The sequence below is a fragment of the Campylobacter sp. IFREMER_LSEM_CL1890 genome (assembly GCF_025772045.1).
GTDB lineage: Bacteria > Campylobacterota > Campylobacteria > Campylobacterales > Campylobacteraceae > Campylobacter_D > Campylobacter_D lari_D.
This window is the reverse complement of sequence record NZ_JAKMRK010000001.1, coordinates 77,277-89,037: the sequence shown is the minus strand read 5'-3', so window position 1 is coordinate 89,037 and position 11,761 is coordinate 77,277. Positions and strand designations below refer to the sequence as shown.

The following is an 11,761-nucleotide window of genomic DNA, read 5'->3' as shown; positions in this document are numbered from 1 at the left end:
TCATAAAATACTAAGTTCTATGAAAAATATCGCCATTATAGGACTTAGTCCTAATCAAGAAAAACCTTCGTATTTTGTAAGCAAATATTTACAAGATTTATCTTATACAATTTATCCTATCTATCCTAAAGAAGATTTTATTTTAAACGAGAAAGTTTATAGAAATTTAAGGGAAATTCCTTTTGAAATCGACACGGTTGTAATGTTTAGAAAAGCAAGTTACGCAAATGAAATTTTTGAAGATCTTTTAGCTAAAAATGTTAAAAATTTTTGGATGCAACTTGGTATTATTAACGATGAAATAATGCAAAAATGTAAAAAATTTGATATAAATTGTGTTCAAGATCGTTGTATTAAAGTAGAATTAGATAAAAAAGGTAAATCATGATTGAGTTAAATAAAATTTATCAAGCAAAGCAAAAAATTGCAGATTTTGTATTAAAAACCCCTTTGGTGCACTCTTCTTTTTTAAGTGAGTTTTTAGATACTGATGTTTTTCTAAAATGTGAAAATTTACAAAAAACAGGTGCTTATAAAATCAGAGGTGCTTATAATGCTATTGCTAATTTAAGTAAAGAACAAAAGCAAGCAGGTGTAATAGCTGCAAGCGCTGGAAATCATGCACAAGGAGTTGCAATTAGTGCTAAAAAATTTGGGATAGAAGCTGTGATTGTTATGCCTGAAGCTACACCTTTGCTAAAAGTAAGTGCGACTAAAAATTTAGGTGCAAAAGTGATTTTAAAAGGAGATGATTTTGATGAGGCTTATGCTTATGCGTTAAATTATGCTAAAGAACATCATTTAAATTTTATTCATCCTTTTGAAAATGAAAGTATTATAGCAGGGCAGGGTACTTTAATGCTTGAAATGCTTGATGAAATAAGTGATTTAGATATGATTTTAGCTCCAGTTGGTGGGGGAGGTTTGATTAGTGGAGTGGCGAGTGCTGCTAAGCAGATTAATCCTAATATAAAAGTTATTGGAGTGAGTGCTAAAGGAGCTCCTGCTATGTATGAGAGTTTTAAAAGTAAAAAAATAATCAATTCAAAGGCTGTGAGAACCATAGCTGATGGTATTGCGGTGCGTGATGTAAATAAAATTAATTTTGATATTATTCTTGAATGTGTTGATGATTTTATTCAAGTTGATGATGAAGAAATAGCTAATGCGGTGTTATATTTACTTGAAAAACATAAAATCACAGTTGAAGGTGCTGGAGTATCAGCAGTTGCTGCACTTTTACATAAAAAAATAGATTTAAAAAATCATAAAAAAGTAGGCGTGATTTTAAGCGGTGGAAATATTGATGTACAAATGTTAAATATTATCATAGAAAAAGGTTTGTTTAAAGCTTTTAGAAAAATGCTTATCAATGTTACTTTGGTTGATAAACCAGGAGCTTTGAGTACTTTGAGTGATGCTATAAAAGAAGCTCAAGCTAATATAGTTAAAATTGATTATGATAGATTTTCCACTAAGCTAGAATATGGTGATGCGATGATTTCAATTACTTTGGAAACAAAAGGAAAAGAACATCAAGAATTAGTCAGAAAGATACTTTATGACAAAGGTTTTAATTTCAATGAAATTTTATGATAAATGAAATATAATATTTTGTAAATAAATTATAAGGAAAAAAATGTCGCAAGAAAAAATTTTAGAACCAGATACATTAATAACCTCTAAGACAGATTTAAAAGGGGATATTATTTATGCTAATGATGATTTTTTAAAATATGCGGGTTATAAAATGGAGGAAATTTTATATAAACCTCATAATATTGTGCGTCATCCTGATATGCCAAAAACTGTTTTTAAATGTTTATGGGATTATATACAAGATGGAAAAGAAATTTTTGCTTTTGTTAAAAATAAAACCAAACAAAATGATTATTATTGGGTTTTTACTAATGTTACAGCTTCTTTTGATGAACAAGGAAATATTATAAATTATTATTCAGTTAGAAGAAAACCTAAAAGAGAGGCAATATCAACCATAGAGCAAGTTTATAAAATTCTTTTAGAAATAGAAGAAAAAGATGGTATAAAAGCCGGAGTGGATGAACTTGTTAAGATAGTTAATTCTTATGGTATGAGTTATAATCAATTAATTTTAGAGCTTCAAAGATGAATTTGATAAATTTTGTTTATAAATTATTATTTTGTATTAAGATATAATCACTCTCTTTTTAATTTTAAACTAAGGAGATTGTGTCATGTCTTCAGAAAAAATTCTAACCTCGGATGTTTTAATAACATCAAAAACTAATTTAAAAGGTGAGATTATTTATGCAAATGAGGATTTTTTGAGATATTCTGATTATAAAATTGATGAAATTTTATACAAACCTCACAGTATTATGCGTCATCCTGATATGCCAAGAACGGTTTTTAAATATTTATGGGATAACATTCAGCTTAAAAAAGAAATTTTTGCTTTTGTAAAAAATAAAACAAAATATAATGATTATTATTGGGTTTTTGCTAATGTAACTGCTTCATGTGATGAAAATGGAAGCATTTTAAATTATTATTCAGTTAGAAGAAAACCTAATGTTGATGCTATCAAAACAATAGAAGAAATTTATAAAGTTCTTTTGTTGAAAGAAAAAGATGGTGGTATTAAATCTGGAATAGAGGAGTTAAAAGCAATAGTAAAATCTTATGGGATGACCTATAATGAACTAATGATGAAAATTCAAAAATAAAAAAAGGATTTCTTATGAAAAATATTTTGTTTCTTGGTATAGTTTTAAGCATAGTAGCCTGTATTAATTCTTTGCTTTATGCAGAGTTTATTTCTTTAGGTTTCTTTTTAGTTTTGTTTTGTTTATTTATATATGGATTGTTTATTTTAAAAAAAGAAGAACAATTTAGTGATAAGATTTTACATCTTAGTAGAGAGTTAAAAAATGGTAATTTTGATTCAAGAATTGTATATATTAAATGTACTAATAAAAAATTAAAAGAAATTGCTGATAATCTTAATAACACAATAGATGGTTTAGAGGCTTATTTAAGAGAGATAAATACTTCAATTGCTTGTTCTCAAAAAGGTGAATATTTTAGAAGAGCTATCCCTGAAGGTTTAAAAGGTATTTTTGTTCATAATATTAACTTTATTAATAAAGCTTTGGATGAGATAGAAAAAACTGGAAAATTGGTGTTTAAGAATGCTTTATCAAGAGAACTTATGGACTTGAGTTTAAATAGTCAAAATAAAAATTTATTAAAATTATCTACAGATTTAAATGCTATCATTAAACTTATGAGGAAAGTTTTTGGTGATATTAAAGTTATTTCTAATACAGCGCAAAAAAATGGTATCGAGATTGGTGGCTTACAAGAATCAATTGGTTTTATGATGCAAGTAGCCAATGAAAGTAAAAATGCTGTTGATACTTTTGCTTCAAATTCTCAAAACATCAATGCGATTGTTGAAGTAATTAGGGATATTGCAGATCAAACTAACCTACTTGCTTTAAATGCAGCTATTGAGGCAGCTCGTGCGGGAGAGCATGGTAGAGGTTTTGCGGTAGTTGCAGATGAAGTAAGACAACTTGCTGAAAAAACACAAAAAGCAACAGGTGAAATTACTTTAGCAATTCAAGTAATGAATCAAGAAATAGGCTTAATACAAGAAAATAGTGAGAAGGTTTATGGTATAGCTAGTTCTTCTGATGCTAAAATTTTAGATTTTAGCCAAGCTTTTAAAGATCTTGAAGGAAAGAGTTTGCATTTAGGAGAAGATTTTGTTAATTTTGCATCTGATTTAACTCTTTCTGCTATGAAAATAGATCATATATTATATAAATCTGATGTTTATTTAACTCTAAATGGTTCTCAAGAAAATCTTCAAAATCTAGATCCTATTTCAACTTTATGTAAAGATGAAGATGCAAAAAGCATTTTCTGTCCTTTAATTCCTCCTAAAGAATTAGAGTCTAAAAGTGAATTTATTCAAAATGTAGCTAACAAAGCAGTGAAGCTTTCTAAAAAGGAAAGCATTTCTAAAGAGGATTATGATTGTATTATAGAAGATATACAAAATTTAGAAAGAGAAAGTAAAGCTATTATAGATAAATTAGAAGCTTAAAGCTTCTAATTTAGATAAGAGCTATTTTTAAAACTTCTTGTAAATTTTTTACCCCAATAATTTTCATATTTTTTACTACTTCTTCAGGAATATCTTTTAAATCTCTTTCATAGTTTTTATGTGGGATAATGGCTGTTTTAATATCAGCTTTATAAGCAGCAATAAGTTTTTCTTTTAAACCACCTATTGGTAAAACATTGCCCATTAGATCAATTTCTCCAGTCATTGCAACATTTGATTTTACTTTCTTGTCGCTAAAAATAGAAGCAATGGCTGTGGTAATAGTTATACCTGCACTTGGTCCGTCTTTTGGAGTGGCTCCATCTGGTACATGAATGTGAAGATTATATTGATTATATATGTTTTCATCTTCTTTGTAGAAAAGTTTCTTTGAGACTTTAATTTGTTCATCATCGATTAAATTCTTAACAAGACTTTGAGCAATTTTTGCTGATTCTTTCATTACATCACCTAAGCTCCCTGTTAAAGTTAGATCACCCTTGCCTTTGATTTTAATGGCTTCGATTTTCAATACATCTCCACCTACTGCAGTCCAAGCAAGTCCATTTACCTGTCCGATTTTATTTTCTTTTTCGTGCTTTTCTATTTCAAAAACTTTTTTGCTTAAAAAATCTTTTAAATTTTTATCATTAATTTCAATATTTTTAATATCTTTTTCTAAAAGAAGTTTTTTAACACATTTTCTACAAATTTCAGCAATTTTTCTTCTTAAATTTCTTACACCTGATTCTCTAGTATATTCATTTACTATTAATTCTATAGCATCATCACTAAAGCTTATTTCTTCTTTTTTTAATCCATGTTTTTTTATTTCATCAGGTATGAGATAGTTTTTGGCTATTTGGAATTTCTCTTGAGGGGTGTAAGAGCTAAGTTCTATAAATTCCATTCTATCTTTTAGAGCAGGTGGAATTAAACTTGCATCATTTGCAGTAGCTATGAAAATGATTTTGCTTAAATCGATGTTGAAATTTAGATAATAATCTCTAAATTTAGTATTTTGTTCAGGATCTAAGATTTCAAGTAAAACTGCACTTGGATCTCCTCTATGATTGTGACTTAGTTTATCAATCTCATCAAGCACAACTACTGGGTTACTTTGTTTTGCTTCTATAAGTCCTTGTATAATGCGTCCTGGCATAGCTCCTATATAGGTTCTTCTATGTCCTCTTAGTTCATTAACATCTTCTAAACCACCTAAAGCTATGCGCACTAACTCTCTTTTTAATGCCTTTGCGACTGAATTTGCTAAAGAAGTCTTGCCAACACCAGGAGGGCCAACTAAGCACAAGATAACTTTTGCACCATCTCTATCTTTAATCTTGCGTTTTTCTAAAAGTTCTTTAACTGCAAAGTATTCTTCAATACGCTCTTTTGGTTTTTCTAGAGCATAGTGATCACTATTGAGTTGTAAAGATACATCTTTTAAATTTAGTTTTTTCTTTGAGGAGTGCTCAAAAGGTATATCTAAAACCGTTTCTATGTAAGTTTGCACCATAGAAGCTTCTGAATTATCTTGATGAATTCTTTCATATTTTTGAATTTGCTTTTTGATTTCTTTATAAGCCTCTTCATACATAAAAGCTTTTTTCTTTTCTAATTTTTTATTATATTCCTCTACTTCGCTTTCTTTTTGTATATCGCTTCCAAGCTCTCTTTGAATTTGTTTGAGTTGTTCTTTTAAAAAGTATTCTTTATTAACCTTGTCAATTTTAGAATGAACTTTATTTTTGATTTCTTTTTGGATTTTATTTGCTTCAATTTCTTTAGCTAAATAATCAATTAAATTTAAAAGCTTGGTTTCTAAATTAGTTTCGATAAAAAATTCATAAGCTTGTTGTTTTTTGATTTTAATAGAATTTAATATTAGATCACAAATTCTGCTAGGCTCGACATCTTCTTCTATAGTTCTTAAAAGATCAGGTGGAAAATAATGACTCACAATCGATAAAGCTTTTGCTTTTTCTCTAACTACTTCTATAATAGCTTCTTTTTTTGTATTGCAAATTGGCTCTTGATGAATTAAATCAACTAAAGCATATAAAGGATCATCCGAAATTCTCTCAACAATCTTGGCTTTTGCATATCCTTGGAATAAAATTTTTATCCTACCATCAGGCAGTGGAACTTTTCTCATAATACTCCCAATGACACCACAATCATATATATCATCAAAGCCACGCCCACCTTCAATTTTTGATGGTGCCACAAAAATCATACTTTCATTTTGTAAAGCGGTATCTAAGGCTTTAATATTTTGCATATCATTTAAAAAAATAGGTGTTATCATAAAAGGGTATAAAAAAAGCTCATCTTCTACAAGAATGGGAAGTTTTGTTGGATAGTTTTGAGTATTTTCTAATTTCATTACATTATACCTTCTTCAAATATTTTTCTATACCATGGAAGTTCTGGTTTAATCATATCGATTTTATTAAAATCGGAATTTTCGATTTTTTGCTTATAAATCTCATAGCTTTGCTCTCTGTTTTTTTTCTGATATAACTCTGCTATACTTGTATCAAGGTAAAAAACCGCAAGATTAAATTTAGTTAGCATAGTATCGATTAAATCATTATATTGTACATTAGGATAGTTTTGATTATATTCTTTGATTTCTTCTATTGTTTTTAGCATTAAAGCTTGGTTACGATTTGGAACAGCAAAAGAGTCAAATTTAGCTTTGATTTTTAAATATCTTATATAAGCTACATTTTTAGAATCACCAAATTTGTTTAAATATTCATCAAGATAAAAATTTGCCATTTCATATTCTTCTTCACTAATATGAGCTTGAGCTAATATAAGTAAAGTTTGTTCTAATAATGGATCAGCAATATGCTCACCTGCCATTGAAGTATAGTGTTTATCAGCTGCTTCAAGATTTTTTTCTTGTAAATCTTTTATAATTTGTTGATACCATTCCATAGAACTTAGATTATATAAATCTTCAGCTTTTTTCGAGCTACATGCTCCTAAAAATAAACCTGCAATAATAAGTGAAAAAATAAAAAGTTTTTTCATTGTGTTACCTTATAAATTTAATAATTGTAATTATAATGTTTTTATGTTTATGAAATTGTTAATTTTTAAAACTAAAATTATAGTCAAAAACTCTTAATTAGTGTAATTTTTAAAATTGGAACTAAAATTGCTTAATGAGTTGTAATTTCTTAGTTAATAGATTTTAGGAGGCAAGATGAACTTAGAAGTTAAATGTCCTATTTTAGGTTTTGAAGATACCAAAAATATGAATTTTTATAAAATAGACGAGGTTTTTTATAGACTTAAAAGCCTTGATGGTAAAGATTTTTCTTTTGTGATGATTGATCCTTATATGATCCGTCCTGATTATGATTTTGAAGTGCCTGATTATTATCAAGAATTATTAGCTTTAAATGAGCAAACTAATTTTGGTGTGTTTGTTATAGTGGCTATTAATGAGCCATTAGAAGAATCTACGGTAAATTTTTTAGCACCTGTTGTGATGAATTATGATAATAACTCTTTAGTGCAAGTGATTTTAGATACAAGCAAATATCCTAATTATTTTCAGTCTGAAAAGATTTCAGCTTTTATTAAACAAACAAAATAATGTCTGAAATTTATATTTTAGGAAATGGTGCTATGGCAAGTGCTATAGCTAAAGGTTTAGAGGATACTTATAAAGTAGTTATTGTTGCTAGGGATTTAAAAAAAGCCAGTGGTTTAAATTTAAAAGTATTATCGTATGATGAGTTTGATATGGATAATAAAAATATTATTTTGGCTTTTAAACCTTATGCATTAGAAGAAGTAGCTGTTAAATTAAAAGGCAAGGCAAGATGGCTTATTTCGGTTTTAGCAAACACTACTTTTGAGTGGCTTCATTGTATTGATGCACAAAATTATGTGAAAATTATGCCAAATACAGCAGCCGAATTTAAAGCTTCTACAACTGCTTATTTAATGGAAAAAGATTTATTTAAAGATGAAATTTTATCTTTGCTAAATACTTTTGGTAAAGCCATAAGTTTGCAAAATGAAAAAGAATTTGATATAGCTATGGTTTTGAGTGGTTGTGCTCCTGCATTTTTGGCTTTGGTAGCAGAAAGTTTAGCTAATGCAGGTGTGAAAAATGGTTTAAAAAATGAGCTTAGTTATGAGCTTACTCGTGCAAGTTTTGAAAGCTTTAGTGCTTTGTTTAATCATGCTCATCCTGCTATTATTAAAGAAAAAATTTGTTCTCCAGCAGGAGTAACTATAAAAGGAATTGAAGCTTTGGAAAAAAGAGCTTTGCGCGGTGCCTTTTTTGAAGCTTTTAATGCAAGTTTAAATAAATGAAGCAAGCTTTTAGTCTCCTAGAGCTTGCTTTTTGTATTGTAATTTTATCTTTTATTTTTGGATCTTATTATCTTGTATTTGCAAATAAATCTTTAAATGTTATATGGCAAAATCAAACCCTTTTTAATGAAGAAAAAGAATTGCTAAAGAAAATTCCTTTATATAAAGCAAAAGAGATAAATATAAATACTTACAACTTTTTAGAATACACTAGTGATGAATTTAAACTCAAATCTTTAAAAATAAAAGATTTATCCTATAAAGAAGCTTTTGTAGATGAAAAAGGCTTTTAGTTTATTGGAACTTGCGTTAAGCCTTGTTATTTTGGGTATTTTGATTACTATTTTAATTAATCCAGCTATGTATATTTATAATTATAGTTTTAATGTTAAAAAATCTAGTGAAATATTTTTTGATTTAAATCAAGCTTTACTTAGCATGGAGAAAATTTATAATTCTTGCTTGAATGCAATATTTACAAGTAATTCTTTTGAGTGTTATATGAGTGCAAATGATGATATTTTTTATGATTTGTCATTAAAAAAATTAAACTTCAGTGGTATTATTTTAGAAAATAATGAAAGTTTTTTTAGCCCAAAAAGTAATTTGCATTTTATAGAAAATGGAATTTCTGAAGGAATTTTGAGCAATTATAAAGATATGCATAGTATGAAGAAGTTGAAAATATATACTAGTGATTATATGTATATTTATGATATAAAAAATTCAAAAATCTATAAAATATTAGTTGATGATAGAGAAAAAATCAATTTTTTTGATGAGAGTTTTAGCGGATTTTATACTATTTTATATGCTTATATTAAGGTGTATTTGAAAAATAAAAATATTTATATGCAAATTGATGATTTAAATCATAACAAACAAGTATTTTTATTAGCTCAAAATATTTCAAAACTTATTTTCAAGCATGATGGCGAGTTATTAAAAATTACAATTTGCAGTAATACTCAAAATAGATGTTTAGATAAATGGATGCTTTTGTGAAAAAATCATTTGCAATGATATATACAATATTTTTTATTTTATTTATTTCTTTTATTATGGCGTTTATAATAAAAATTTCTTCATATCCACCAAGAATTATGAAAGATTTAACGCTTTATACTCAAGGAAATATTTTACTTCATGATGCTAAAGAGTTTGCTAAATATTTTTTATATCAAGCCTATTTGGAGGGTAAAGAATGCTTAAGTGAATATAATTTTGAATATAATAATACAAAAATACGAATTGATTATGCTTATCCTTTGGGTGAATGTAAAAATAATAAATTAATTGCAAAGTATATTCATGCAAAAAGTATTGTAGCGGTAAATATTAGTGTGTTGTTAAATACTAATAAAGCAGTAAATGAAGAAGTGTTTTTGCAAAAAAGTTTTTTTATTTATCCTAGGTAGATTGAATGTAAGTTTGAATTCCAATAGCTATCATTTTTACTCCCATAGCCATAATAAAAACTAAAGCAATGCGTGAAAAAACATAAAGCACAAGCTTACCGATAACTTTTTCAATAGTAGCTGAAAAGTGAAATAAGGCAAAAATAAAAGCAAAAGTAAGTAATACAGAAGCTATGGCTATAGCTAAATTTTGATCTTCTGAAATAACTACTATGGTAGAAAGTGTTCCAGGTCCTACAAGCATAGGAAATGCCATTGGTACTATACTTTTTTTTAATAATTCTTTGTGGCTTAATCCTTGATAGTGTTGAAATTGAGTGCTTGATGGGGTGAAAAGTAGATTTTTTGTACTCATAATGATTAAAATCAAACCACCTGCAACTCGTAAATCATTAATATCTATTTTAAATAAATATTTCATGATAAATGGTCCAGAAAGTAAAAAAACTAAAACAATACAAAATGCAGTGTAAATGATATTTCTAAAAAGTTTTTTTCTTGTATCAGCATCTAAACCTTCAGTCATTGCAATAAATTGTGGAAGATTTCCAAAAGGATTTAAAACCGCTATAATAGCAACGGATGCAAGTAAAATAACATAAATTTCAGATTCTATATCTGAAAACATAAAACAACCTTTTATTTTCCCAAGCTTAAAAAGCTTGGGTTTGATTTAATAATTATAGTCCTTCAAAAGGATTAGTAACAACTTCTTTTCTATCTACGATATAAGGGATAAGTGCTACATGTCTTGCACGCTTAATAGCAACTTCAACCATTTCTTGGTGTTTTTTGCTAGTACCTGTTAAACGGCGTGGCATAATTTTAAATCTTTCTGATAAAGCATGTTTTAGCAATGCTGTATCTTTATAGTCTATAAAATCAACTTTAGCTTCAGTATATTTACAATATTTGCGTGAGTATTTTCTTTTTTCTGCCATGTTTTTTCCTTTAAAATGGTAATTCTGTATCATCATCATATTTATCAATATCAATTTCCTTCATAGGGGCTTCCTTTTGAGGATTTTGATAGGTATTATTAGATGAATTTGTTCTAGTTTGTACTTGAGCATAAGGATCAAAGCTTTGTTGTTGATTAAAATTTTGATTATAACCATAATTTTGATTTTCAAAATTACTTTGTTGATTATTTTGCACAGTTGAACCCAGCATTTCTAAATTTTCAACTTGAATACTATGTTTTGATCTGTTTTGTCCATTTTGATCGCTCCATTGCTCAAATCTCAAACGACCTTCGATTAAAATTTTACTACCTTTATTAAGGTATTGATTAGCAATTTCTGCAGTTCTTCCAAAAAAGCTAATGTCGATAAAGCAGGTTTCCTCTCTTTTTTCTCCTGTATTTGTACTAAATCTTCTTGTTACAGCTATAGCAGAAGAGCCTATTGCGCTACCTGATGGAGCATAACGCATTTCTATGTCCCTTGTAAGATTCCCTACTAAAACGACTTTATTAAACATTAATTAGCCTTCTGTACTTTCACTAGCTTTAATTTCTTTTTTATTTTGTTTGATACCCTTGCTTAGTCTTTCCCAAGCTGCAATTTCTTTTTTATTTTCATATTTTACGATTAAAAATCTGATTACTTCTTCAGTGATTCTTAATACCCTTTCAAGCTCTGCTATTAAATTTGTAGGAGCTTTGAAATAAATCACAAAATAAGTTCCTCTTTCATATTTTTTAATTTTGTATGCAAGTTTTCTTGTTCCCATTGGAACTACGCTTTCAATTTCTGCGCCATTTTTTGTAAGGACTTCTTTTACGAATTCCAACTTAGCACTTACTTCTTCTTCTGTAAGTGTTGGTTTTAATATGAATAAAACTTCATAATGTCTCATTTAATTTCTCCTTATGGATATAAAGCCTAAAATTTTAGGCAAG

The 11,761-nt window shown here is 27.8% G+C and carries 15 protein-coding genes and 1 pseudogene; 10 read left to right on the top strand and 6 right to left on the bottom strand.

The window, feature by feature from the left end:
* Nucleotides 1-19 precede the first annotated feature (19 nt).
* The 5 genes and pseudogenes from L8W57_RS00440 to L8W57_RS07895 form a co-directional block, all read left to right on the top strand.
* Complete coding sequence (locus L8W57_RS00440; protein ID WP_243705625.1) at nucleotides 20-388, top strand: CoA-binding protein; 369 nt, start codon at nucleotides 20-22, stop codon at nucleotides 386-388.
* Nucleotides 385-1,596 (top strand): threonine ammonia-lyase, encoded by a 1,212-nt coding sequence (gene ilvA, locus L8W57_RS00435; protein WP_133318777.1) that lies wholly within the window; start codon nucleotides 385-387, stop codon nucleotides 1,594-1,596. The genes L8W57_RS00440 and ilvA overlap by 4 nt, the downstream gene beginning before the upstream one ends.
* Nucleotides 1,597-1,639: 43 nt before the next feature.
* Nucleotides 1,640-2,131 carry a PAS domain-containing protein gene (locus tag L8W57_RS00430; RefSeq protein ID WP_133318778.1) on the top strand — a complete coding sequence of 164 codons (492 nt, stop codon included), beginning with the start codon at nucleotides 1,640-1,642 and terminating at the stop codon, nucleotides 2,129-2,131.
* Between the two features lie 85 nt (nucleotides 2,132-2,216).
* Nucleotides 2,217-2,708 (top strand): PAS domain-containing protein, encoded by a 492-nt coding sequence (locus tag L8W57_RS00425; RefSeq protein WP_263661814.1) that lies wholly within the window; start codon nucleotides 2,217-2,219, stop codon nucleotides 2,706-2,708.
* 716 nt (nucleotides 2,709-3,424) lie between these two features.
* A pseudogene (locus tag L8W57_RS07895) lies at nucleotides 3,425-4,096 on the top strand (methyl-accepting chemotaxis protein); the annotation flags it as partial.
* 10 nt (nucleotides 4,097-4,106) lie between these two features.
* Here L8W57_RS07895 and lon read toward each other — a convergent pair.
* Nucleotides 4,107-6,485: an endopeptidase La gene (gene lon / locus L8W57_RS00415; protein ID WP_263661813.1), complete on the bottom strand. Its 2,379-nt coding sequence runs from the start codon at nucleotides 6,483-6,485 to the stop codon at nucleotides 4,107-4,109.
* Nucleotides 6,485-7,141 carry an outer membrane protein assembly factor BamD gene (gene bamD / locus L8W57_RS00410; RefSeq protein ID WP_133318782.1) on the bottom strand — a complete coding sequence of 219 codons (657 nt, stop codon included), beginning with the start codon at nucleotides 7,139-7,141 and terminating at the stop codon, nucleotides 6,485-6,487. The genes lon and bamD overlap by 1 nt, the downstream gene beginning before the upstream one ends.
* 175 nt (nucleotides 7,142-7,316) lie before the next feature.
* On the opposite strand from bamD, the gene fliW reads away from it, so the two are divergent.
* Genes fliW through L8W57_RS00385 form a run of 5 tightly spaced genes read left to right on the top strand, consistent with a single transcriptional unit; the run spans nucleotide 7,317 to nucleotide 9,858 of the window.
* Nucleotides 7,317-7,712 (top strand): flagellar assembly protein FliW, encoded by a 396-nt coding sequence (gene fliW / locus L8W57_RS00405; protein WP_012661666.1) that lies wholly within the window; start codon nucleotides 7,317-7,319, stop codon nucleotides 7,710-7,712.
* Nucleotides 7,712-8,440 carry a pyrroline-5-carboxylate reductase gene (locus L8W57_RS00400; RefSeq protein ID WP_263661812.1) on the top strand — a complete coding sequence of 243 codons (729 nt, stop codon included), beginning with the start codon at nucleotides 7,712-7,714 and terminating at the stop codon, nucleotides 8,438-8,440. Before fliW ends, L8W57_RS00400 begins: the two co-directional genes overlap by 1 nt.
* Nucleotides 8,437-8,733 (top strand): hypothetical protein, encoded by a 297-nt coding sequence (locus tag L8W57_RS00395; RefSeq protein ID WP_263661811.1) that lies wholly within the window; start codon nucleotides 8,437-8,439, stop codon nucleotides 8,731-8,733. The genes L8W57_RS00400 and L8W57_RS00395 overlap by 4 nt, the downstream gene beginning before the upstream one ends.
* Nucleotides 8,717-9,445: a prepilin-type N-terminal cleavage/methylation domain-containing protein gene (locus L8W57_RS00390; RefSeq protein WP_263661810.1), complete on the top strand. Its 729-nt coding sequence runs from the start codon at nucleotides 8,717-8,719 to the stop codon at nucleotides 9,443-9,445. Before L8W57_RS00395 ends, L8W57_RS00390 begins: the two co-directional genes overlap by 17 nt.
* Complete coding sequence (locus L8W57_RS00385; protein WP_263661809.1) at nucleotides 9,442-9,858, top strand: hypothetical protein; 417 nt, start codon at nucleotides 9,442-9,444, stop codon at nucleotides 9,856-9,858. The genes L8W57_RS00390 and L8W57_RS00385 overlap by 4 nt, the downstream gene beginning before the upstream one ends.
* On the opposite strand, the gene L8W57_RS00380 is transcribed toward L8W57_RS00385, so the two are convergent.
* The 4 genes from L8W57_RS00380 to rpsF are packed head-to-tail and all read right to left on the bottom strand — an operon-like array spanning nucleotide 9,851 to nucleotide 11,718.
* The gene (locus L8W57_RS00380; protein ID WP_133318787.1) at nucleotides 9,851-10,486 is read right to left on the bottom strand and encodes a MarC family protein; all 636 of its coding nucleotides are present in this window, start codon (nucleotides 10,484-10,486) and stop codon (nucleotides 9,851-9,853) included. The two genes, L8W57_RS00385 and L8W57_RS00380, sit on opposite strands and share 8 nt — an antisense overlap.
* Nucleotides 10,487-10,538: 52 nt before the next feature.
* A complete protein-coding gene (gene rpsR / locus L8W57_RS00375) occupies nucleotides 10,539-10,799 on the bottom strand; it encodes a 30S ribosomal protein S18 (RefSeq protein ID WP_039618521.1) in 261 nt (86 codons plus the stop codon).
* Nucleotides 10,800-10,809: 10 nt separating this feature from the next.
* Entirely contained in the window at nucleotides 10,810-11,340 is a 531-nt protein-coding gene (locus L8W57_RS00370) for a single-stranded DNA-binding protein (RefSeq protein WP_133318788.1), read from the bottom strand.
* A gap of 3 nt (nucleotides 11,341-11,343) precedes the next feature.
* Complete coding sequence (gene rpsF, locus L8W57_RS00365; protein ID WP_133318789.1) at nucleotides 11,344-11,718, bottom strand: 30S ribosomal protein S6; 375 nt, start codon at nucleotides 11,716-11,718, stop codon at nucleotides 11,344-11,346.
* Nucleotides 11,719-11,761: the final 43 nt, after the last annotated feature.

What these genes read in the sequence shown, in the direction of transcription:
- L8W57_RS00440 (WP_243705625.1), top strand. Translation starts at nt 20, where the DNA reads ATGAAAAATATCGCCATTATAGGACTTAGTCCTAATCAAGAAAAACCT.
- ilvA (WP_133318777.1), top strand. Translation starts at nt 385, where the DNA reads ATGATTGAGTTAAATAAAATTTATCAAGCAAAGCAAAAAATTGCAGAT.
- L8W57_RS00430 (WP_133318778.1), top strand. Translation starts at nt 1,640, where the DNA reads ATGTCGCAAGAAAAAATTTTAGAACCAGATACATTAATAACCTCTAAG.
- L8W57_RS00425 (WP_263661814.1), top strand. Translation starts at nt 2,217, where the DNA reads ATGTCTTCAGAAAAAATTCTAACCTCGGATGTTTTAATAACATCAAAA.
- lon (WP_263661813.1), bottom strand. Translation starts at nt 6,485, where the DNA reads ATGAAATTAGAAAATACTCAAAACTATCCAACAAAACTTCCCATTCTT.
- bamD (WP_133318782.1), bottom strand. Translation starts at nt 7,141, where the DNA reads ATGAAAAAACTTTTTATTTTTTCACTTATTATTGCAGGTTTATTTTTA.
- fliW (WP_012661666.1), top strand. Translation starts at nt 7,317, where the DNA reads ATGAACTTAGAAGTTAAATGTCCTATTTTAGGTTTTGAAGATACCAAA.
- L8W57_RS00400 (WP_263661812.1), top strand. Translation starts at nt 7,712, where the DNA reads ATGTCTGAAATTTATATTTTAGGAAATGGTGCTATGGCAAGTGCTATA.
- L8W57_RS00395 (WP_263661811.1), top strand. Translation starts at nt 8,437, where the DNA reads ATGAAGCAAGCTTTTAGTCTCCTAGAGCTTGCTTTTTGTATTGTAATT.
- L8W57_RS00390 (WP_263661810.1), top strand. Translation starts at nt 8,717, where the DNA reads ATGAAAAAGGCTTTTAGTTTATTGGAACTTGCGTTAAGCCTTGTTATT.
- L8W57_RS00380 (WP_133318787.1), bottom strand. Translation starts at nt 10,486, where the DNA reads ATGTTTTCAGATATAGAATCTGAAATTTATGTTATTTTACTTGCATCC.
- rpsR (WP_039618521.1), bottom strand. Translation starts at nt 10,799, where the DNA reads ATGGCAGAAAAAAGAAAATACTCACGCAAATATTGTAAATATACTGAA.
- L8W57_RS00370 (WP_133318788.1), bottom strand. Translation starts at nt 11,340, where the DNA reads ATGTTTAATAAAGTCGTTTTAGTAGGGAATCTTACAAGGGACATAGAA.
- rpsF (WP_133318789.1), bottom strand. Translation starts at nt 11,718, where the DNA reads ATGAGACATTATGAAGTTTTATTCATATTAAAACCAACACTTACAGAA.